Origin of the sequence: Kitasatospora nipponensis (genome assembly GCF_039528135.1) — a bacterium.
Lineage (GTDB): Bacteria > Actinomycetota > Actinomycetes > Streptomycetales > Streptomycetaceae > Kitasatospora > Kitasatospora nipponensis.
The window spans coordinates 1-21,820 of the sequence record NZ_BAAALF010000035.1 but is presented as its reverse complement, the minus strand read 5'-3'; the positions used below and the strand labels follow the sequence as shown (position 1 = coordinate 21,820).

Here is a 21,820-nt window from a genome sequence, read left to right as displayed (position 1 = left end):
GACCCTCCGTTCCCGCGACCCACTGAAAGGGGGACGACGTGGACCAGCTCGGCGTGCTGGCGCAGACGTTCTTCGACTGGGGATCGATGCGTGCCGCGATCTCCGACCTGCTCACGACCGGCGTGCCGAACACGCTGATCCTCTCGGTGTCCGCCGCGGCCGCCGGCACCCTGCTGGGCCTGCCGCTGGCGGTCGCGGGGACGGCCCGGGCCCGCTGGCTGCGCTGGCCGGCCCGGCTGTACACCGACGTGTTCCGCGGCCTGCCGGCGGTGGTCACCATCCTGCTGATCGGCGTCGGTCTGGCGCCCGAAGGGCTGGCGATCTGGGGGCCGGACCCGTACCCGCTCGGCATTCTGGCGCTCTCGCTGATCGCCGCCGCGTACTTCGGCGAGATCTTCCGCTCCGGCATCCAGAGCGTGGAGGCGGGCCAGTTGGAGGCTGCGCGCGCCCTCGGGTTCTCCTACCCCGCGGCGATGTGGCTGGTGATCATCCCGCTGGGTGTCCGGCGGGTGCTGCCGGCCTGGGTCAACCGGCTGATCGGGCTGATCAAGGACTCCAGCCTGATCTACTTCCTGGGACTGACGGCCGGTCAGCGGGACCTGTTCCGGATCGGCCAGGACGCGGCGGCCAACACCGGCAACGAGTCCGCGCTGGTGCTGGCCGGGCTGTTCTACCTGTTGCTCACGGTGCCGCTGACCCACCTGGTCAACCTGGTCGACCGGCGGCTGCGGCACGGGCGGCGGGTCGTCGAGGAGCCCGCCGACGGTCCGGGAGCGACACCCGGTACGGCCGGGTCCGACCGTGCCGCCGACATCGCTGCTGCTGCCGCTTCCGCTGCCGAGGGGGTCTCCCGTGCCTGACCAGCGAACCTCTGCTACTGCGTCCGTCGCGGCCGTCCCCGCCGTCGCCGCACCCGCCACCGCCGTCGCGCCGTTCTCCCCGGTCAGCCTGGCCACCCGCGACCTGCACCTGTCGCTCGGCGGCAACCCGGTCCTGCGCGGCGTGGACCTCGACGTACCGCGCGGCGACACCCTCTGCGTCATCGGCCCGTCCGGCTCCGGCAAGTCGACCCTGCTGCGGACCGTCAACCGGCTGCTGGAGCCCGACCGCGGGGACGTGCTGCTCGACGGTGGGAGCGTGCTGCAGCGTGACCCGAACCTGTTGCGCCAGCAGGTCGGCATGGTGTTCCAGCAGTTCAACCTGTTCCCGCACCTGAGCGTCCTGCGCAACCTCACCCTCCCGCTGCGCAGGCTGCGCGGCCTCTCCCGCGAGGAGGCGGACGAGACCGCACTGCGCCAGCTCGACCTGGTCGGCCTGCGGCACAAGGCGCAGACCCGGCCCGGACGGCTCTCCGGCGGCCAGCAGCAGCGGGTGGCCATCGCCCGGGCCCTGGTGATGGCGCCGCAGGTGATGCTCTTCGACGAGGCCACCTCCGCCCTGGACCCCGAACTGGTGAAGGGTGTGCTGGGCCTGATGGCGGAGCTCGGCCGCGCGGGCATGACCATGGTGGTGGTCACCCACGAGATGGGCTTCGCCCGCGAGGTCGCGGACCGGGTGGCCTTCATGGACCACGGCGTGGTGGTGGAGTCCGGCTCCCCGCAGGCGCTGTTCGACGACCCGCGCAGCCCACGCCTGCGGCAGTTCCTCACCGACGTGCTGTAGGCACCGCGCGGCCGCCGCCACCGCGGGACTCCGCCGTCCGCTCCTGGACCTCAGGGGCGGGCGGCGGCGGTCGTGGCGGCTGGCCGTTCCCACCGGGGAAACGGTCCCGCGGGGTCGTCACGCGCGGTCGTGGAGCTCCTCCAGGGCGGCTCGCTCACGGTGGTCCTGATAGGGGGCGAAGCCGGTGAGACCGACGGCGAGGTCCTCGCCGACCGATTCGATCAGGGTCCGCTCAGGGGTGACCCAGCTCCTGAACCGGCCGCCGACGGCCCGCTCCACCGCCTGCTCGGCCTCGGCCTCGCCCATGCCGGTGGTGCCGAGGAACCAGCGCAGGACCCGCTCGGCCTGCCGGTGCCAGCCGCCCTCCGCGCCCGAGTCCAGCGCGTGCGTCACCAGGCGCACGCAGGCCCGCTCCAGGTGCCAGCTGCGGTCCTCGGGCGAGGCCTGCGGCGGCGGCGCCAGCTCCGTGAAGCGCTGGGCGGTCCGCTCCAACCACTCCCGCCACTCCAACAGTGCGCCCACCACGCGGGTCGCGGTCTCGTCGGGTGTCGTCACCGAGCCCGCCGCGGCGACCCAGCTGCCGACGGGCCCGCCGTACCGGTAGGACCAGTTCCATCCCAGGGCCCAGTTCCCGTACCGGACCCGGACGATCGCGTCGATCTGGCGCTCGCACCAGCGTTCGCCCGCCCACCCGCCCGCCTGGCCGGAGAGCACGGGCGGCACCCAGGGGCTGACCAGTGCGCGAAGGCGGGTCGCCTCGTCCTGGTCCCAGTCGAACGGGTGGCGGGCCGGGTCGACGTCGTCCCAGCGCTCCAGTCCCGAGACGGCGGCGGGAGGCACGAGGTCCTCGGGGAAGGGGAGGGTGTCCCGGTCGTACGTCAGTGTCGGCCGCTTCTTCCGTCTGCGCTGAGGGGTTCAGCTGAGGGGGTTCAGGTGAGCGCCCACCAGTCTCCGTCCGCGGAAGCCGGGTTGGCGAACGGTTTTCCGCCTCGCGCCGACGCTCAGCCGGGGGGTGGCGGGATCAGGGTGCGGATCGCCGCAGCGGTTCTGGGGCGCGGCGCCCCGCCGGCCGGGTGTCGGTCGCGGCGGGGAGCCGGGCCGGGCGGTCAGAGACCGCCGGTGTAGAGCAGCGCGTCGGGGGAGCTCTTGGTCACGCTGAGGGCGTCCTTGGTGGTCTCGGTGGAGAGCCACAGGGCCAGGTCCGTCGGGGCGGCGTCGGGGTGGGCGGCCTTGTAGAGGGCGACGACTCCGGTCACGTGCGGGGCGGCCATCGAGGTACCGCTCTCGGTGCGGCTGCCACCGCCGAGCTTGGCGGAGACGATGTCGGTGCCGGGGGCGTAGAGCGACAGACAGCTGCCGTAGTTGCTGAAGTCGGACTCCTGGTCGTACGGGTCCGTGGCGCCGACGGTCACCACACCCTTGGCACTGGCCGGGGAGACGCCGCAGGCGTCTGTCGCGTCGTTGCCGGCGGCGACCACGGGCAGGAAGCCAGCGTCGGAGAGCGCGTCGGCCGCCGAATTGAGGGCGTCGGACTGCGGGCCGCCGAGGGAGCCGTTGACGACGGCGGGCTGCCTGCCGTTGCGGGCGATCCAGTCGAAGCCGGCGATCATCCCGGCGTAGGTGCCCTTGCCGTGGCAGTCCAGGACCCGCACGCTGACCAGTGACACCTCGCTCGCCACGCCGTAGGTCCTCCCGCCGACCGTGCCCGCCACGTGGGTGCCGTGGCCCGAGCAGTCCTGGCCGTTCCGCCCGTCGCCGACGGCGTCGTAGCCGGGGACCGCGCGCCCGCCGAACTCGTCGTGGGGGAAGTCGATCCCGGTGTCGACGATGTAGGCGTTGACGCCCTGGCCGGTGCCGTGCACGGTGAACTGGCCGTCGAGCGGCAGGGCCTGCTGGTCGATCCGGTCCAGGCCCCAGGAGGTGGCGGCGACCCGGGTGCCCGTCGCCCCCGGCGCGGGGACGGAGACCTGACCGTCCTCCTCGACCGCCCTGACGCCGGGAAGCCGGCGGACCGTCTCCAACTGGACGGGGGTGAGTTCGGCGGCGAAGCCGTGCAGTGCGGTGGTGTAGGTGAACAGCGGCGTGACCCCCGCGGAGCGGGCCGTGCGGACCGGGTCCAGGGCCGGGTCGAGGGTGACGATGTACTGGCCGGGGACGGCGTTGGCCGAGTGGTGCACCGCCACGGCCGTGGGTGAGGCGGCGGGATCGGGGTCGGCCATCGCGCCGGGGGTGGCGCCGAGGGGGAGGGCGAGGAGGAGGGCGCCGGTCACGAACCGCAGGGGCGTGCGCATTCATTACTCCGTTCGGGGGACACGACAGAGACCCGCCGCTCGAACGGGCGGCGGGTGGGCGAACACCCAGGTCATCGGCCGTCGGTGCACCCGTCTTGACCTCCGCCACCCGCCTGGCGCACGGCGGCGGAGGTCGGGGGTCCGGGCTCAGGACCCCGCGGTGTCGTGCTCGGCCGGGACGACCACCACCGGGAGGTGGGCGTGGTGGACCACTTCGGTGCTGGTCGACCCGAGGGTCAGGCGCCCCCAGGCCCCCGATCCCCGGCTGCCGACCACGAGCAGAGCGGCGTCGCCGCTCGCGTCGAGCAGCACCTGGGCCGGCCGTCCCCGCTCGCAGACGACCTCCACCTCCACGGCCGGGCCGCCGAGTTGCTCCTGCAGTTCGCTGACCGAGTCGGCTACGGCCTGCAGGACGAGATCGCGCTGCTGCGGGATGGGCGTGGCGCCGGGGCCGGCGCTGACCGCCCGTTCGAAGCCCGAGTGCTGGGTCGGCGTGTACTCGTAGGCGCAGACCGCCCGCAGGCCGGTGCCGCGCAGCTGGGCCTCGCGCAGGGCGAAGGTCAGGGCGTGCCGGGCGGTGGTCGAGCCGTCCGTGCCGACCACGACCGGGCCGGCCGGGAACCCGGCGGGGGGAGGGGGTTCGGTCATGGGAGACCTCCAAGCGTCCTGTGCGGTCGTCCGTCACCGGGCCACCTTCCAGCCTGCCCCCGTCCGTCGGCGGGCGCGAGCGAGACCCCCACCCGGGCGCAGGCGCAGGCGACCCGGCCCCGGGCCCGGGGCGGGGTCAGGGGGCGACGGTGGCGAAGTGGAGGCCGGCGTCGATCAGGCGGGGGAGGTAGGCGGCGAGGGCGGCGACCGTCTGGGACCGGTCGGCGGGTCCGCCGGGGGCGATGGGCCGGTCGGTGAGGCAGCCGTCGTGCTCCAGCACGATGGAGCCGGTGCGGGTGTGCGCGACGACGTGGCGCACGATCGCGTCAGTGCCGGGGTTGGACCAGTCCTGCGGGTCGACGGACCAGGAGACCGGGCGCAGCCGGAGGTCGGCGCAGACGGCCAGGGACGCCGGGGTGAAGTAGCCGCCCGGCGCGCGGAAGAGAGTGGGGGGTGGGGTGCCGGTGGCACGGGCGATCAGGTCGCCGGTGCGCTGGATCTCGTCGCGGACCCGGGCCGCGGACAGCTTGCCCAGGTCGGGGTGGGAGTAGGTGTGGTTGCCCAGGCGGTGGCCCTCGTCGGCGACCTGGCGGGCGACGTCGGGGTACTTCTCGACGTTGGCGCCGATCATGAAGAACGTCGCGCTGTCGACGAAGCGGCGCAGCAGGGCGAGGATCTGGGGGGTGTACCGGGGGCTGGGGCCGTCGTCGAAGGTGAGGGCCGCGGTCATGGGACCGGCGCTCACCTCGCGCACCGGCGTGGGAGGGGGCGCCGGCACCGGTGCGGGGGCCGGCACCGGGGTGGGGGTGGGGCTCGGCACCGGCGTGGGGCTCGGCACGGGCGTGGGGGTGGGAGCGGGAGTGGGCGATGCGGACGGCGGGGGAGCGCTCGGCGCGGCGCCCGGTGATGGCGGGCCGGAGCCCTGGTGCGGGTGGCCGGCGGCACCGACCGGCCGGGAGATCAGCAGGGCGACGCCGCCGGTGGTGAGCAGCAGGCGGCGGGGGATGCGGAAGGGGTCGCTGGCCATGCGTGGAGTGTGAGCCGCGGCGGCCCGTCGGGGTGGGCGGCTCGCCGGACGGGGGGCCACCCGCCGGGCGCACCGCCGAACAGGGCCCGGGGCGCACCCGCGGCACCGCGGCACTGTGCAGTCAAGCGGCGTCCGTCTACGATGACCTGCGAGATTGCACAAGGGTGGCCTGGCCACCGGATGCCGGGGAGGGCACAGTGACGGCAGGCACTTCGGGAGCGCCAACCGTGGCCGACCGGATCGAGCGGCTCTTCCAGGCCGTCCGCAAGCCCAACCGCGAGCCGTACAGCAACGAGGAGGTCGCCCGGGCCTGCCGGGAGGCGACCGGGGAGAGCTTCTCCTCCGTCTACCTCTGGCAGTTGCGCACCGGGAAGCGGACGAACCCGACGAAGCGTCACCTGGAGGCGCTCGCGGACTTCTTCCAGGTGCCGGCCACCTACTTCTTCGAGGACGAGTCGGGCACCCAGATCGGGGACGAGCTGAAGCTGGTCGGCGCGCTGCGGGACGCGGGCGTGCGCAACGTGGCGCTGCGCGCCGCCACGCTCTCACCGCAGGGGCTCACCACGATCGCCGACCTGATCGAGGCGATCGCGCGCCGCGAGGCCGAGCAGGGGGCGGCGCCCCGGGGCGTGCACCCGCCGGTCGGCGACGAACCGTCAGAGCCCGCCGTGGCGGCCGACCCTGACAGACCTCGGGAGGACGAGGGTCGGCAACCCGGACCCCGGCGGCGGCGGTGACGGGCGCGGAGCGGCGCAGGCTCTGGCGCCGCTGTCAGCGGCTCGTCCGCACGCTGCCGCTGCCGGACCCGCTGGGGTTACCGGCGCTGGCCGACGCGCTCGCCGAACGGCTCGGCCGTCCGGTCGAGTTCCTGCCGATGCCGGCCGGCTCCCTGGGCACCTGCGGCGTGCTGGTGAGCACCGACCGCGCCGAGTACATCGGTTACCCCACCGGCACCACCGTCCTGCACCAGCAGCACATCGTGCTGCACGAGGTGGGGCACCTGCTCTGCGGGCACCTGAACGAGGCCCTGGCGGCCCCCGCCGGTTCGGCCGCGCTCGGCCGGCTGGCGCCGCACCTGTCCACGGAGCTGATCCACCGCATGCTGGGGCGGGACGAGTACAGCGACGTCCAGGAGCGGGAGGCCGAGCTGTTCGCCTCCCTCGTGCTGCACCGGCAGGCCGGCTGGCGGCCGGGTCCGGGGACGGCCGGTCGCGGTCCGGGCCGACCGCAGGCGGGGCCGCCCAGCGAGCTGACCTCGCGGCTCAGCGCGGTGTTCGGCTCCCCGCAGGACCGCCCTGGCCCGGGGCCGGCCGGCCCGTGATCGGCCTGCTCGAATGGCTGGCCGGCGCGATCGCCCTGGTGGGCGCCGGCCACCGGATCCGGATCCGGCGCCGGCGCGGTCCCCACGCGGGCGGTTCCTCGATGATCGCCTTCTCGGTCGGCATCGGACTCGCCCTGGCGCTGCTGTCGGTCGCCGGATCCCACCTCGCGCCCGGCCTGGACTCCGCGCTGCTGCTGCTGAGCACCGAACTCAAGCTCGCGGCCGGGTGCTGCCTGGTCCTGATGGCCTTCGCGCTCGGCGCGCCCGAGCGCCGCGCCCGGCGGGTCCGCCGGCAGGTCGTCGGGTCCGCGCTGGTGATGTTCGCCGACGCCGCGCTCTACCTCGCGGCCGGCGTGACTCCGGTCGGCGCCACCCTGACCGTGCCGGACGACGGGCGGGCCGCGCTGGCGGCGTTCAACGTGCTCTTCACCGCGCACGGCGCCTGGTGCGTGGGCCTGTTCACCGCCGTGGTGCACCGGGCGGCGCGCCGGCTGGGCCCCGGCCGGCTGCGCACCGGCCTGCGGCTGGTGGTCGCCGGCGGGGTGTGCGCCATGGTCTGGGTCGCGTTGAGCCTGGTGCCGCTGGTCGCCGGGCTGCGCACCGGACGCCAGGAAGGCGGCGAGGACGCGCTCTCCGCGCCCGTCGCCGTGCTCGCGCTCGCCCTGGGCATCGGCGGGGCCGGCCTGGCCGCGCTGGAGGAGCGGCTGACCGGTCCGGTCCGCCGGCTGCGGGCGCGGCGCAGCTACCGGCGGATCGGACCGCTCTGGTCGGCGCTGCACGCGATCCGGCCCGAGATCGCGCTGGAGGAGCCGGTCGCCGGGATGGGGCTGCGCGGCAGGAGGGAGTTCGCGCTCTACCGGCGGGTGATCGAGATCCGCGACGCACAGCTGTCACTGCGGGCCCACCTGCACCCGCGGGTCCCGCAGTGGGCCGCCGAGGCCTGCGCCGGCGAGCCGGACGAGCGCCGGCGGGCCGCGGCGGTCGAGGCGGCCGTGCTCGCGGCCGCGCTGGAGGCCGACCCGGTGGGCCACCACTACCCGTGCGCGCTCGCCGAGGGCTACGTGCCGCCGCCCGAGCTGCTGACCGACCTGGAGACCGAGACGGCCTGGCTGGTGCTGGTCTCCGAGGCCTTCACCGGTTCCCGGGTGGTCGCCGCGGTCCGCCGGCGGGTCCGCGCGGAGCTGGCCCTGCGGGACGGGGCCGGCGAGGCCGCGTAGCTGCGGCTTCGCCGCCGGCGCGCTCACAGTCGCCCCGAGCGGGCTGTGCGATCCGGTTAACCCCCCGTGGACAGGAGCTGTCACAAGGCGGAAACGCGCCCTGCCTAGGGTGATGATCGTGGGACCTTCCCACGGTTCGATCTCCGGGGAGGGGAGTCGCGGTGACCACGCCAGGCTCGAAGACGGACAGCGTGCGGACGGTCTGCTCGTACTGCGGCGTCGGCTGCGGCATCGTGCTCGACATCGCCCGGGACCCCGCCACCGGCCGGCGCACCGCCCGCAGGAGTTCCGGCGACCGGAGCCACCCGACGAACTCCGGGCGGCTCTGCACGAAGGGCTCGACCAGCGCCGACATGATGGCCGCCCCCGGCCGGGCCACCAAGGCGCTGATCCGCACCGAGCGCGGCGCCGAGCCGGCCGAGGCGGACGTGGACGCGGCGGTCACCGCCGTCGCCGGGCGGCTGCGGGCGATCCTGGACGAGCACGGCCCCGACGCGCTGTCCTTCTACGTCTCGGGACAGATGTCGCTGGAGGCGCAGTACCTGGCCAACAAGCTGGCCAAGGGCTTCGTGCGGACCAACCAGATCGAGTCCAACTCGCGCCTGTGCATGGCCAGCGCCGGCACCGGCTACAAGCTGTCGCTGGGCGCGGACGGCCCGCCCGGCTCCTACCGGGACTTCGACCACGCGGACGCGTTCCTCGTCATCGGCGCCAACATGGCCGACTGCCACCCGATCCTCTTCCTGCGGATGACGGACCGGATCAGGACGGCCGGCGCGAAGCTCATCGTCGTCGACCCGCGGCGCACCGCCACCGCGGACAAGGCCGACCTCTTCCTGCAGATCAGGCCCGGCACCGACCTGGCCCTGCTGAACGGCCTGCTGCACCTGCTGGTCGAGAACGGCCACACCGACGAGGCGTTCATCGCGGAGTTCACCGACGGCTGGCAGGAGATGCCCGACTTCCTCGCGGACTACCCGCCCGCGAAGGTCGCCGAGACCACCGGGATACCGGAGGCCGACATCCGCACCGCCGCGCAGTGGATCGGCGAGGCCGGCGAGTGGATGAGCTGCTGGACGATGGGGCTCAACCAGTCCACCCACGGCACCTGGAACACCAACGCCCTGGTCAACCTGCACCTCGCCACCGGGGCGATCTGCCGCCCCGGCTCCGGACCGTTCTCGCTGACCGGCCAGCCCAACGCGATGGGCGGGCGCGAGATGGGCTACATGGGTCCGGGCCTGCCCGGGCAGCGGTCGGTCCTCGTGGACGCGGACCGCGCCTTCGTCGAGGAACTCTGGGGCGTCGAGGCGGGCACGCTGCGTACCGAGGTCGGGCGCGGCACGGTGGAGATGTTCGAGCGGATGGCCGCGGGCGACATCAAGGCGTGCTGGATCATCTGCACCAACCCGGTCGCCTCCGTCGCCAACCGCAGGACCGTCATCGCCGCCCTGGAGGCCGCCGAACTGGTCATCGTCCAGGACGTGTTCGCGGACACCGAGACCAACGCGTACGCCGACGTGCTGCTGCCCGCCACGCTGTGGGCCGAGTCCGAGGGCGTCATGGTCAACTCGGAGCGGAACCTCTCGCTCGTCCAGGGCGTCGTCGACCCGCCCGGGCAGGCCCTGCCGGACTGGCAGTTGATCGCCCGCGTCGCCCGCGCGATGGGCTTCGCCGACGCCTTCGACTACGCCGGCGCCGAGGACGTCTTCGAGGAACTCAAGCGGGCCTGGAACCCGGCGACCGGCTGGGACCTGCGCGGCGTCAGCTACCAACGGCTGCGCGAGACGCCGGTGCAGTGGCCGGCCCCGACCACGGACGGCAGCGACCGCAACCCGATCCGCTACCTCAACGACGGCGTCAGCCAGACCCTGCTGGAGCGCGCGGACGGCAGCAGACCCCGGCTGGCGTTCCCCACCGCCACCGGCCGTGCCCGGTTCTTCGCCCGGCCCCACCTGCCGGCCGCCGAACTGCCCGACGACGACTACCCCTTCGTCCTCAACACCGGCCGCCTGCAACACCAGTGGCACACCCTGACCAAGACCGGTACGGTCGCCAAGCTCAACCGGCTCAACCCGGGCCCGTTCGTCGAACTGCACCCCGAGGACGCCGCCGCCCTGGCCGCCGAGGACGGTGACCACATCGAGGTGGCGTCCCGCCGCGGGCGCGCGGTGCTGCCCGCCGTCGTCACCGACCGGGTCCGCCCGGGGAACTGCTTCGCGCCGTTCCACTGGAACGACCTCTTCGGCGAGTACCTCAGCATCAACGCCGTCACCAACGACGCGATCGACCCGATCTCGTTCCAGCCCGAGTTCAAGGCCTGCGCGGTGGCGCTGCGCGTGGTGCCGGCCCCGCCGCCGAAGGAGGCCGCGTCCGTGTCCGCCACCGTTCCCACGGCCGTCCCCGCCGTCCCCGCTCCGCTCGCCGTCCCCGGCGGCTTCCCGGCGCTGGCCGCGCTGTTCGGCGTCGCCGACCTCACGCCGCCGGTGCTCGCCGAGCCGGAGCGGCGCTACCTGGCCGGATACCTCTCGGGCCTCGCGCTGGCGCCGCCCGGCGGGCTGACGGTGCTCCCCGGCGACGCGCCCTTCGACGCCGGGACGGCGCTGTGGGTCGACGGCGTGCTGGCCGGCATGTTCTCCCGGACGGCCACGCCCACCGCCCCCGGGACCGCCGCCGCTCCCGCTCCCACCCCCGCTCCCGTCCCCGCCGATCCGCAGGGGGCCCCAGCCCGGGAACTGCTCGTCCTGTGGGCCTCGCAGACCGGCAACGCCGAGGAGTTCGCAGCCGGCGTCGTGGCCCGCCTCGCCGAGGCCGGCCATCCCCCGACCCTGCTCGCGATGGCCGACACCACCCCCGAGCGGCTCACCGCCGACACCGACCTGCTGATCGTCACCAGCACGTTCGGTGACGGGGAGGCGCCCGACAACGGCGCAGGTTTCTGGCAGGCACTGTCCGGCGACGGCGCCGCCCGGCTGGACGGCGTGCGGTACGCCGTGCTCGCCTTCGGGGACTCGAACTACGCGGACTTCTGCGGTCACGGCCGCCGGCTGGACGAGCGCCTGGCCGAGCTCGGTGCCACCCGCCTGCAGCCGCGCACCGAGTGCGAACCCGACTACGACGAGGCCGCCGAGCGGTGGCTGGACCGGCTGCTCACCACCCTCACCGAGGCCGCCGGGCAGCAGGCCGCAGAGCATCGGGCCGCCGACCCGAAGCCCGCCCCCGCCGCTGCCGCCGCCCTTGCTCCAGCCCCCGCGAGCGCCGCTCCCGCGCCCCGCCCCACCGCGCCGGCGGGCTCCTCGAAGGCGTCCCCCTTCCCGACCCTGCTGGTCGGCAACCGGCTGCTCAGCCTGCCCGGATCGCAGAAGGAGGTGCGGCAGTTCGCCTTCGACACCCGCGAGGGTGAACTGGCCTACCAGGCGGGCGACGCCCTCGGCGTCCGGCCGGCCAACGGCTCCGAACTGGTCGCCGAATGGCTGGCCCTGACGGGCCTGGACCCCGAGGAGGGCATCGCCCTGCCCGGAGGCGGCGAGCTCGCCCTCGGGGAGGCCCTGCGGACCCGCCTGGACATCGCGCGCGTCACCCCGGAGTTGCTGAAGTTCGTCGCCGCGCGCACCGGTGACCGCGATCTGCGACGGCTGCTGCGGCCGGACAACAAGGGTGAGCTGGCGAAGTGGAGTTGGGGCCGGCAGGCGACCGACGTGGTCGGCGCCTTCCCGGTGCGGGCCTCGGCCGCCGAGTGGGCGGGGGTGCTCAGGCGGCTCCAGCCGCGCCTGTACTCCATCTCCTCCAGCCCGCTGGCGCACCCCGGCGAGGTGCGCCTGACCGTCTCCGTCGTGCGCTACTCCAACGACCTCGGCCGGGACCGCAAGGGCGTCTGCTCCACCTACCTCGCGGACTGCGCGGACGACGGCCCGGTGCCCGTCTTCGTCCAGCGCACCGCGCACTTCCGGCCGCCGGCCGGCTCCGCCACGCCGATGATCATGGTGGGTCCCGGCACCGGTGTCGCGCCGTTCATCGGCTTCCTGGAGGACCGGCAGGCACGCGGCCACACCGGACCCAACTGGCTGTTCTTCGGTGAGCAGCGCGAGGCCACCGACTTCTACTACCGCCAGGAGCTGGAGGCCTTCCTCGCCGGCGGCCACCTGGCCCGCCTCGACGTCGCCTTCTCGCGCGACCAGCGCAACAAGGTCTACGTCCAGGACCGGATGCGCGAGCACGGCCCGCGCCTGTGGCGGTGGCTCCAGGACGGCGCCCACTTCTACGTCTGCGGCGACGCCGGGCGGATGGCCAAGGACGTCGACCAGGCCCTGCGGGAGATCGTCGCCACCCACGGCGCGATGGACGAGGAGGCCGCGGCCGGCTACGTGCGGCAGCTGGCGAGCGAGGGGCGCTACCTGCGGGACGTCTACTGAGCTGCTCCTCCCTCGCTGCTGCGGGCGGGGCGGGTACGGTCCGCGGCAGGCCGAACCGTCGGGCGATAAACACCAGAATCAAACAGATGCAAACGGCGTGGGAGCCATGAGACCGCGCCGACTGATGCCCCGTCAAGACCTCGTGCAGGGTCGGCGGTAGTCGCGATTCCGGGTGAAGGGAACTTGGTTCCGCCCTGGTCGCGGCCGAAGGGGCACAGTGGTTGCCTGGCGCGACTGGACTGACCTGTGACGATGCGTCAATAATAGCGCGGGTGCGGGTACATGGCCGATCTTGTTATGCCGGCGGAGCGGGGCTGGGGAACCGTCGGCTCCCTTGACAACCGCTCCGGGTGGCCCGACGCTCTCATCTGGTTGGTTTCGTTTGATTCGGTGCCTTTCTGTGCCGATCACCTCTTGGAGGTTCCCCTTGACTCGGATCCCCCGCACGAGTCGCACGCGTCGCACCAGAGCCCTGGGCTTCGTGTCCGCCCTGGCTCTGATGGCCGGCGGCGGCGCCCTGAGCGCCACCGCCGTCGTCGGTCTGGACCTGGCGGCCGCCACCCCCGCCGCCGCGTTACAGAACTCCCAGGGCCGCGTCCCGCAGATGGGCTTCAACAACTGGAACTCCACGCACTGCCGGGCGGAGTTCAACGAGTCCATGGTGGAAGGCATCGCGGACCTGTTCGTCGCGCAGGGCCTGAAAGCCGCCGGCTACACCTACGTCAACCTCGACGACTGCTGGGCGCTGCCCGACCGCGACGCGAACGGCGACCTCGTCGCCGACCCGGTGCGCTTCCCGCACGGCATCAAGGCCGTGGCCGACTACGTGCACGCCAAGGGCCTCAAGTTCGGGCTCTACTCCAGCGCCGGCAGCAGAACCTGCGACCGGCAGGGCTTCCCGGGCGGCCTGGGTCACGAGCAGCAGGACGCCAACCTGTGGGCCTCCTGGGGCGTGGACTACCTCAAGTACGACAACTGCAACAACCAGGGCGTCGACGCCCAGAAGCGGTACACGGCGATGGGCGACGCCCTGACCGGCCGTCCGATCCTCTACAGCATCTGCGAGTGGGGCTCCAGCCAGCCCTGGACCTGGGCCCAGGAGGTCGGCAACTCCTGGCGCACCACCGGGGACATCAGCGACACCTGGTCGAGCATGATCTCCATCGCGCACGCCAACCAGGCCCTGGCCCCGTACGCGTCGCCGGGCGCCTTCAACGACCCGGACATGCTGGAGGTCGGCAACGGCGGCATGACCGACACCGAGTACCGCACCCACTTCAGCCTCTGGTCCGAGATGGCCGCCCCGCTGCTGATCGGCAGCGACCTGCGGGTGGCGACCCCGGCCACCATGGACATCATCAAGAACACCGACGTCATCGCGGTCGACCAGGACCCGCTGGGTCGCCAGGGCACGGTCATCGCCGACACCGGCGGCCTGGTGGTGATGAGCAAGCCGCTCGCCGACGGCGGTCGCGCCCTGACCCTCACCAACGAGAGCGCCACCACCCAGACCATCTCCACCACCGCCGCTGCCGCCGGCATCGGTGGCGCCGACTCCTACCGGCTCAAGGACCTCTGGTCCGGGCAGACCAGCCGCATCCACGGGACGATCAGCGCGGTGGTGCCCGCGCACGGCACCGCGATGTACCGCCTCACCCCCGACTCGCCCACCGCGATGCCCACCGGCGTCTTCCCGCTCGGCGACCTGGCCTGGACGGACGCCGACAACGGCCGGGGCCCGGTCGAGCGCGACCACAGCAACGGCGGCAAGGCCGCCGGCGACGGCCGCCCGCTGACCGTCAACGGCGTCGTCTACCGCAAGGGCCTGGGCGTGCGAGCGGACTCCGACATCTACTACCACCTCGGCGGCACCTGCAAGAACCTCACCGTCGACGTCGGCGTCGACGACGAGGTGGCCACCGGATCGGTGATCTTCCGCATCTACCGCGACGAGACCCTGGTCGCCGACAGCGGCGTGCGCACCGCCGCCCAACCCGCACTGCACCTGTCCGCCGACCTGACCGGCGGCGACGACCTGCGGATCGTGACGACCTCCGCCACCGGCGAGGACGGCAACGACCACGGCGACTGGGGCAACCCCCGACTCGCCTGCGGCGACGGACCGGCCGCCGGCACCCACGCCCTGAGCGACCTGACCTGGACCTCCGCCGCCAGCGGCTGGGGCCCGGTCGAGCGCGACGGGAGCAACGGCGAGAAGGGCAGCGGCGACGGCCACCCGCTGACCATCGGCGGCACCGGCTACGCCAAGGGCCTGGGCGTCAACGCGTCGTCGACCGTCAGCTACTACCTCGGCGGCACCTGCACCGCGCTGACCACGGACGTCGGCGTCGACGACGAGGTCGGCGCCAAGGGCTCGGTCGACTTCCAGCTCTACGCCGACGGCAGGAAGGTCGCCGACAGCGGCCTGCGCACCGGCAACGACGGTCCCGCCCACCTGAGCGCCGCCCTCGCCGGCGCCTACGAGCTCACCCTCCAGGTCACCGACGGCGGCGACGGCACCTCCTACGACCACGCCGACTGGGCCGCACCCCAGCTGACCTGCGTCTGATTCACCGAGCCCCGCGGACCGGCCCGGCGGCCCCACCGGGCCGCAGGGCCGCTTCAGGTGCCGGCGGGCAGGGCCTCCGCCACCCGGTCACGGGTGACGCCGAGCTTGCGCAGCGTGTTGGCGACGTGGTGCTCGGCCGTGCGCGGGGAGAGCGCCAGCGCGCGGGCGATGTCCTGGTTGGTCGAGCCGGTAGCCAGGAGCTCGGCGACCTGCTGCTCACGGGGGGACAGGTCGCCGCCGTAGCTGCGGCGCCCGCGCGGCCCGGGGCGCAGCTGGCCGCTGTCGCGCAGGACCTGCTGGCACCGTGCGGCGTCGGCGGTGGCGCCCAGGCGGGTGAAGACGTCGAAGGCGTGCTGGAGGTCGCGGGCGGCTTCGGCGGGTCGCTCGGGGCTGTGGGCGAGCCGCAGGCGCCCGATCTGTTCGGTCACCCGCGCCGAGGTGTGGACGCGGCCGATGGCCTCGTACCGGGCGTGGGCGTCCGCCAGGTGGCCGAGGGCGGCTTCGGGGTCGCTGTCGGCGGCGAGCAGGCCGCGGCACCACCGCACGCCCGCCGCGACCCCGGGTGCGTGCAGACCCTCGATCCCGCGCTCGGCGTCGTCGGTCAGCCGGCGGGCCTCGTCGGGCCGTCCGCAGGCCAGCGCGGCCTGCACGGCGGTGGGCACCAGGTCCACGGGCCGCGCCCACAGGCCCTTGCGGCGGATCGCCGCCACCGGCTGCTCCATCCGCTGCCAGGCCGCGGGCGCGTCGTCCTCCAGCAGGTCGAGGCGGGCCAACAGGGTGACCGCCTCCCGCCCGAAGTTCTCGTTGAAGCCGGTGGCGAGCGGCACCAGGCTCTCGCGGGCCCGGGCCCAGTGGCCGCGCGCGGTGTCCAGCGTGGCCCGCGCCAGCGCGAGTTCGAAGCGGTGCGGGCTGCCGTCGGCGCGCTCCTGCAGCATCGCCTCGATCCGCTGGTCCAGCTCCGCCCACTGCCCGTCGGCGAGGTCGAGTTGCAGCCGGATCAGCTGGCAGCCGTCCTGGAGGATCTGCGAGCCGGTGCGGTGGCAGAGCTCCTCGGCCTCGGCGACCAGGGCGCGCGCCTGGTCGTCGCAGCCGCGGTCCAGCTCGTGGCAGGCCGCGTTGTGCACGGCGCGGGCGCACTGGCGCAGGATGCGGCGGTCCGTGGTCGCCAGCGGCAGCTCCGCCAGCAGTTCGCGCCCACGCGGGTCACCGACGTGTTCCAGCAGGGTGATCCGGTTGGCGAGGACGTCCGCCTGCGTGAGCGGGTCGTGGCTGCGGGCGGCCAGCTCGGTCGCCCGTTCCATCAGCGCCAGGTTCTCGGCGACGGTACCGCCGCGCGCACTGACGCCGGAGCAGAAGCTGAGGCACGCGGTGGCGGCCGCCGCCGGCCCGGGCCTGCTCGCCAGCTCGACGATCGCCTGTTCCAGCTCCTCCAGGTTGTCCTGGTGGGGATCGGTGTTCGCCAGCGTCCGGCCGAGGTTGAAGCGGATCTCGCCGCGGACCGGGGTGGTCAGGGCCGGGTCGGCGACGATCCGGCGCAGGATCGCCACGCTGGCCGCGGGATCGGCGCGGAAGACGGCGATGGTGCTGAGGGCGAGCGCGGTGCGGGCGCGGTCGTCGGGGGAGAGCGCGGGTTCGGCCAGCAGCTGCTGGAGGAGCTCGGCGGGGTCGCCGTCGTCGACGATGGCGATCGCGTGGTCGGCGGCGGCCAGCGCCCTGGGCAGCCAGGCCGCCACGTCGCCGAGCCGACGGGTGTGGTGGGCGATCTGCACCAGGGCGGGCACGTCCTGCCCGGAGAGGACCTCGACGGCCTGGGCGTGCAACCGGCGGCGGCGCGGACCGGGGATCTTGTCGTACACGGCGCGGCGGGCCAGCACGTGGCGGAAGCCGTAGCGCCCGGGACCCTTCTCGGCCAGCACGTCGGCCTCGAGCACCGCGGTCAGCGCGGCCTCGGCCCGATCCTCGCCCAGCGCCGCCACCTCGGCCAGCAGCTCCTCGCTGACCGGCACCGCCAGGACGGCGGCGGCCTGCACCACGGCCGCGGCGTCCTCGCCGAGCGGCGCGAGCCGGCTGTCCACCGCCTCCTGGAGCGCGCGCGGTACGCCCGCGCCGTCGAGTGCCACCGGCGGGCCGCCGTCCCGGGACCGGGCGATGCGGTCGGCCAGCACGAGCAGGTCCTCCTCCGCGACGAGCGGAAGACCGCCGCTGCGTTCGAACAGCTCCCGGCAGAGCGGCCGGGTCGCCGCGGGGCCGATGACCGAGACGGCCAGCTCCCGGACCTGTGCCTCGGTGAGGGGGCCCAGCGCGATCTCGGTGCCGCCGACACCGACCGGCCGCCGGTAGGGCGAGCCGAGGACGTTCCCGCTACCGGGCAGGTCGCGGGAGCGGTAGGTGAGCACCAGCCGCAGTCGCGGGGGAGGGTTGCGGGCCAGCAGGAGCAGCAGGTCGCGGGACGCGGCGTCCGCCCAGTGCAGGTCCTCCACCAGCAGCACGGCCGGGCCCAGCGCCCCCAGCGCCTCGTGCACCGCGCGCATCAGCCGCTGGCCGCGGGTGCCGTCCACGGGCTCCGTCGGCACGGGCGGGAGCCGGTCGGCGAGCTCGGGCAGGTAGGGGGCGAGGACGGCCGTCGCGGGGCCGAACCGCGCGCTGCTCGCGAAGAGCGTCCAGCCGCCGCGCAGCGCGTCGACGGCCGGCCCGAACGGGAGTGGCTCGCGCAGTGGATGGCAGGCGCCCCGCAGGACCGGCGTGCCGCCGGCCCGCAGCCGGTCCTCGGCCTCACGGAGCAGCCGGGACTTGCCGATCCCCGCCTCGCCCTCCACGAAGACGACGGACGGTCCCTCGCGCAGCGCCGCCAGCAGCGAGCGGAGTTCGTTCTCCCGCCCCACGAACGCGAAGCCGGCACGGCGACCGGCCCCGGGTCTACCAGATCGCGCACCTGGCATGGAGCATCTCCAAACGGGCTGGTCAGACAGCCACGCACCTCATTGTTCCACCATGCCCGGGGGCCGACCAGCAGTGCGCCCAAGGCGGCTGCCGGTCGGCCCCCCGGTGCGCGGGGCCCTGGTCAGCCGGTCGGGTTCAGCGCCCAGGACTGGGTGTCGGCCCGGCTGGCGCCGATGGGCTGCTGGGTGAGGCCGGAACCGTTGGTGGTGCCGGCGGCGGTGATGGCCAGGCCGCTGTTCCTGGCGACCAGCGCGAAGCCGCCGGCCGGCAGCGGCTGGGGGGTGAAGCGCTGGTTGGCGCTGCCGGAGCAGCCGTACTGGATGACGGCCGCGCCGGCGCTGGTGGAGGCGCCGCGGATGTCGACGCACAGGTTGGAGGCCTGGTTCCGCACGCTGTAGGTGCCGTCGCCGTTGGCGGTCAGGATCCAGTGCTGGTTGGTGACGTTCTTGCGGCCGTAGCCGATCAGCTGGGTGTTGGCGACGGTGCTGGAGCCGGGGTCGTCCATGACCTGGCTGCTGCCGGTGGAGGCGAGTTCGTACGTCCCGTCGGCGGGCGGGGCCGGGGTGGCGGCCGGGCCGGTCGGGGTGATCCGGTACATCGCGCTCGCGTGCGGGGCGAGCGAGGCCGAGAGGTCCGTGGTGATCGTGCCGCTCTGGCCCGTCCAGAGGTCCTTGAGCGCGTAGGACGCGGTGGACGGCAGGCCCAGCCGGCCGGTGGTGGTCGAGACGGTCGCCGTGGCGGAGCTCTGGTTGAGCAGGACGACGGCCAGTGAGCCGTCACCGAGCCGCTTGCTCCAGGTCTGCAGGCCGTTCGTGTCGTTGATCAGGCGCCCGCCCGCCCCCTGCGGGTCCTGGTCGACCGCGATGACGTCGGGGTTGGACAGCAGCGCGAAGTCCGCGGGGGTCGCGGAGGCGAGCTTGTTGCCGGCCATCAGCGGGGCGGACATCAGGGCCCACATGGCCAGGTGGGAGCGCTGCTCGTCGGCGCTCAGGCCGCCGTTGCCGACCTCCAGCATGTCGGGGTCGTTCCAGTGTCCCGGCCCGGACTGGTCGGCGATCGTGGCGGTGCCGTTGATGTTGAGGATGTTGCTGATGCCCATGGCGTAGCTGTTGGTGTGGCCGGTGTTCCACGAGGTGGTGATGTCCTCCGTGGTGCGCCACATGTTGGCGATGCCGCTCCAGTCGAAGGTGGCGCCGGTCTTGTCCGCGTGGAAGGAGTTGGGGTTGATGCTGTAGACGATGGGTCGCCCGGTGGCGGCCAGGGCGTCGCGCATGAGGCTGAACTGCTGCTGCTGGTAGGCGAGGTCGCCGTCCGCGCTGCACCAGTCGTACTTGAGGAGGTCCACGCCCCAGGCGGCGAAGGTGGTGGCGTCCTGCTGCTCGTGGCCCAGGCTGCCGGTGCCCAGGCCGTTCTTGCCGAGGGGCAGGACGTTGTTGCGCTGCGCGCAGGTCCGGTCGGTGGGGACCTCGTAGATGCCGAACTTGAGGCCCAGGGTGTGGACGTAGTCGGCCACCGCCTTCATGCCGTGGGGGAACTTCGCCGGGTCGGCCTGGAGGTTGCCGTTCGCGTCGCGGTCGGGGCTCATCCAGCAGTCGTCGACGGTGACGTACTGGTAGCCGGCCGCCTTCATCCCCGAGGAGACGATGCGGTCCGCGCTGCTCTCGATCAGCGCCTCGCTCGGGTTGCACCCGAAGGAGTTCCAGGTGTTCCAGCCCATCGGCGGGGTGAGGGCCACCGTGTTGGCCAGGGCGTGGGCCGTGGGGGCGGCGCCGAGCTGGACGGCGGCCGCGGAGCAGAGCAGCGCGGCCGTGGCGGCGACGGCGGTGACGCGTCCGCGGCCTGCGAGGGCATGCGGGTGGAGCGGGTGGCGGCTCATCAGGACTCCCGGGTGGGGGTGGAGGGGGCCAACTACAGGGGGAGGAATGAACGTTGGGACGCCGGTGGTTGACGTCGCGCTGGGCGTGGTCGCTCCTGCGGCGCCGGCTGTTCGATCGACGTTCAGGTGGGGTGCCCCCTGTGGGCACCTCATGAGACCCATCACGAGGTCCCCAGGTCAAGGGGCTTCCCAACCCGTTTTAACGGCCGGGTTGTGTCCGTTCCCCGGGCAGCGACAGTGGGCGGAACCCGGCCGTTGAAACGGTTGGGGCACCGCCGTGACCTGGACGTTGACGATGGTCACAAGCTGATCTCGTCTCTTTCGGCCCCTTGACGACAGTTCGCAACAGGGATGTCATATGTTGCATACCGTTTGAACATGTTGGTTCTTGAGAGGGCTTGGGGTGGTCGATCGGCCGGCGGGCCGAGCGTTCCCCCATCCCTCTCCCCGTTCCCCACACGGTCGGCCGTCGGGACCCGAGGCGACCAATTTGCCGTGCGCCGTTGTCGGTGCCCGCTCGAAGGAGCTGTCCATGTTCCGTCCCACCAGCCGTGTCGTCGCCGCGACGGGCCTGCTGCTCACCCTGGGTCTGACCACCGCCTGTTCGACCGGCTCGAAGCCGGCCGCCGACGCCTCGGTCGCCCCGGTCAGCGGCAAGATCTCGATGACGTACCTTCAGAAGCAGGGCGACCAGGAGTACTTCGTCGGCGAGGCGGCCGGCGCCAAGGCGAAGGCGGCCGAACTCGGTGTCGACCTCAAGGTCGTGAACCTGGGCAACGACGCCAATCAGACGATCAGCGACGTGCAGTCCGCGATCGCGCAGAAGAGCCAGGGCCTCATCATCGTGGTGCCGGACCCGGCCGTGGGCCCGCAGGTCGTGCAGACCGCCCGGGACGCCAAGGTGGCCCTGCTCACCTCCGACGACCAGATCTGCGCCACCGGACCGAGCCCGGCCTCCTGCGGCAAGGACGACCTGGTCGCCCGGATCGGCTTCTCCGGCCAGCAGATGGGGACCGAGGTCGGCAAGCGCGCCGCCGCGGAGTACCAGAAGGTGAACTGGAACCCCGCCGAGACGCGCACCATCTCCGCCTGGAAGCAGGACGTCACCGTCTGCGGTGACCGGGTGAAGGCCGCCAAGGACACCTTCGGTGCCGCCGTCCCCGGCGTGCAGAACATCGACGTGGCGACCGACAACACCCCCACCGGCGCCCAGGACAAGATCGCCGCGACCATCACCGCCAACGCCGGCGTCAAGCACTGGGTCATCTGGGGCTGCAACGACGAGAACGTCCAGGGCGGGGTGACCGCGATGCAGAACGCCGGGATCAGCGCCGACAACGTCATCGGCGTCGGCCTCGGTGCCTACCTCGCCTGCAAGGACTGGAGCGGTGACAAGCCGTCGGGCATGAAGGCCGCCCTGTTCATCAACGGCAAGGACGTCGGCGCCCTGGCCGTGCAGACCATGTACGACAAGCTCAAGAACAGCAAGGACTTCCCCAAGGAGGCCTTCGCGCCCACCACGATGGTCGACCCGACCACGTGGAAGTCGGCCGGCGTCAGCTGCAGCTGACGCACCCGAGCCGGTCGGCGCGCCGCCCGCAGCGAGCCGGCCGGCGCCGTCCCCGGCCCCCTGCCCTGACGGGGCCGGGGACGGCGCACCCCATCGAGGCGACCCGCAGGCCGGGCACCGCCTGACAGACCGGCGAGCGACCGCTGAGGGTCGGCCGCTCGTCACCCCCCGCCGGGGGCGTCCCCAGGACAGGACGCCACCGGCGGTTCCATGCGCGCTTCTTGCGGGCCGCTTCGGACCCGGACCCCCGCTCGCCGAGCGCCGGGGCGGGCGCCCGGGGGCGGGCC

14 protein-coding genes are annotated in these 21,820 nt (G+C 73.7%); 8 read left to right on the top strand and 6 right to left on the bottom strand.

What is annotated here, in order from left to right:
* Nucleotides 1-38 precede the first annotated feature (38 nt).
* Together ABD323_RS12945 and ABD323_RS12940 are read left to right on the top strand one after the other, a co-directional pair.
* Nucleotides 39-860, top strand: coding sequence for an amino acid ABC transporter permease (locus ABD323_RS12945; protein ID WP_344441572.1), 822 nt, complete (start codon nucleotides 39-41; stop codon nucleotides 858-860).
* Between the two features lie 88 nt (nucleotides 861-948).
* On the top strand, nucleotides 949-1,662 hold the full coding sequence (locus ABD323_RS12940; RefSeq protein WP_344441608.1) for an amino acid ABC transporter ATP-binding protein: 714 nt from the start codon (nucleotides 949-951) through the stop codon (nucleotides 1,660-1,662).
* 117 nt (nucleotides 1,663-1,779) lie between these two features.
* On the opposite strand, the gene ABD323_RS12935 is transcribed toward ABD323_RS12940, so the two are convergent.
* The 4 genes from ABD323_RS12935 to ABD323_RS12920 all read right to left on the bottom strand — a co-directional run bounded on the left by ABD323_RS12935 (nucleotide 1,780) and on the right by ABD323_RS12920 (nucleotide 5,628).
* Entirely contained in the window at nucleotides 1,780-2,502 is a 723-nt protein-coding gene (locus ABD323_RS12935) for a hypothetical protein (protein WP_344441571.1), read from the bottom strand.
* 266 nt (nucleotides 2,503-2,768) lie between these two features.
* On the bottom strand, nucleotides 2,769-3,953 hold the full coding sequence (locus ABD323_RS12930; protein WP_344441568.1) for a S8 family peptidase: 1,185 nt from the start codon (nucleotides 3,951-3,953) through the stop codon (nucleotides 2,769-2,771).
* Between the two features lie 147 nt (nucleotides 3,954-4,100).
* Nucleotides 4,101-4,601 (bottom strand): universal stress protein, encoded by a 501-nt coding sequence (locus ABD323_RS12925; protein ID WP_344441567.1) that lies wholly within the window; start codon nucleotides 4,599-4,601, stop codon nucleotides 4,101-4,103.
* A 136-nt stretch (nucleotides 4,602-4,737) separates the two neighbouring features.
* Entirely contained in the window at nucleotides 4,738-5,628 is an 891-nt protein-coding gene (locus tag ABD323_RS12920; protein ID WP_344441566.1) for a polysaccharide deacetylase family protein, read from the bottom strand.
* A 227-nt stretch (nucleotides 5,629-5,855) separates the two neighbouring features.
* Here ABD323_RS12920 and ABD323_RS12915 point away from each other — a divergent pair, with 227 nt between their 5' ends.
* From ABD323_RS12915 to ABD323_RS12895, 5 genes are all read left to right on the top strand, one after another.
* Nucleotides 5,856-6,365, top strand: a complete 510-nt coding sequence (locus ABD323_RS12915) for an XRE family transcriptional regulator (RefSeq protein ID WP_344441565.1) — start codon at nucleotides 5,856-5,858, stop codon at nucleotides 6,363-6,365.
* Nucleotides 6,362-6,949 (top strand): ParH-like protein, encoded by a 588-nt coding sequence (locus ABD323_RS12910; protein ID WP_344441564.1) that lies wholly within the window; start codon nucleotides 6,362-6,364, stop codon nucleotides 6,947-6,949. The genes ABD323_RS12915 and ABD323_RS12910 overlap by 4 nt, the downstream gene beginning before the upstream one ends.
* On the top strand, nucleotides 6,946-8,166 hold the full coding sequence (locus tag ABD323_RS12905) for an MAB_1171c family putative transporter (RefSeq protein ID WP_344441562.1): 1,221 nt from the start codon (nucleotides 6,946-6,948) through the stop codon (nucleotides 8,164-8,166). The genes ABD323_RS12910 and ABD323_RS12905 overlap by 4 nt, the downstream gene beginning before the upstream one ends.
* A 161-nt stretch (nucleotides 8,167-8,327) precedes the next feature.
* Nucleotides 8,328-12,578, top strand: coding sequence for a bifunctional nitrate reductase/sulfite reductase flavoprotein subunit alpha (locus ABD323_RS12900; RefSeq protein ID WP_344441561.1), 4,251 nt, complete (start codon nucleotides 8,328-8,330; stop codon nucleotides 12,576-12,578).
* Between the two features lie 499 nt (nucleotides 12,579-13,077).
* Nucleotides 13,078-15,147, top strand: coding sequence for an NPCBM/NEW2 domain-containing protein (locus tag ABD323_RS12895; protein ID WP_425555976.1), 2,070 nt, complete (start codon nucleotides 13,078-13,080; stop codon nucleotides 15,145-15,147).
* 53 nt (nucleotides 15,148-15,200) lie between these two features.
* Here ABD323_RS12895 and ABD323_RS12890 read toward each other — a convergent pair whose 3' ends face one another.
* Nucleotides 15,201-18,029, bottom strand: coding sequence for an ATP-binding protein (locus ABD323_RS12890; protein WP_344441559.1), 2,829 nt, complete (start codon nucleotides 18,027-18,029; stop codon nucleotides 15,201-15,203).
* A 179-nt stretch (nucleotides 18,030-18,208) separates the two neighbouring features.
* The gene (locus tag ABD323_RS12885) at nucleotides 18,209-19,963 is read right to left on the bottom strand and encodes an alpha-galactosidase (protein WP_344441557.1); all 1,755 of its coding nucleotides are present in this window, start codon (nucleotides 19,961-19,963) and stop codon (nucleotides 18,209-18,211) included.
* Between the two features lie 532 nt (nucleotides 19,964-20,495).
* Here ABD323_RS12885 and ABD323_RS12880 point away from each other — a divergent pair.
* The gene (locus ABD323_RS12880) at nucleotides 20,496-21,533 is read left to right on the top strand and encodes a substrate-binding domain-containing protein (protein WP_344441555.1); all 1,038 of its coding nucleotides are present in this window, start codon (nucleotides 20,496-20,498) and stop codon (nucleotides 21,531-21,533) included.
* Nucleotides 21,534-21,820: the final 287 nt, after the last annotated feature.

Coding starts and splice junctions, on each gene's coding strand:
- ABD323_RS12930 (WP_344441568.1), bottom strand. CDS start 3,953: ATGCGCACGCCCCTGCGGTTCGTGACCGGCGCCCTCCTCCTCGCCCTC.
- ABD323_RS12925 (WP_344441567.1), bottom strand. CDS start 4,601: ATGACCGAACCCCCTCCCCCCGCCGGGTTCCCGGCCGGCCCGGTCGTG.
- ABD323_RS12920 (WP_344441566.1), bottom strand. CDS start 5,628: ATGGCCAGCGACCCCTTCCGCATCCCCCGCCGCCTGCTGCTCACCACC.
- ABD323_RS12895 (WP_425555976.1), top strand. CDS start 13,078: ATGGCCGGCGGCGGCGCCCTGAGCGCCACCGCCGTCGTCGGTCTGGAC.
- ABD323_RS12885 (WP_344441557.1), bottom strand. CDS start 19,963: ATGAGCCGCCACCCGCTCCACCCGCATGCCCTCGCAGGCCGCGGACGC.
- ABD323_RS12880 (WP_344441555.1), top strand. CDS start 20,496: ATGTTCCGTCCCACCAGCCGTGTCGTCGCCGCGACGGGCCTGCTGCTC.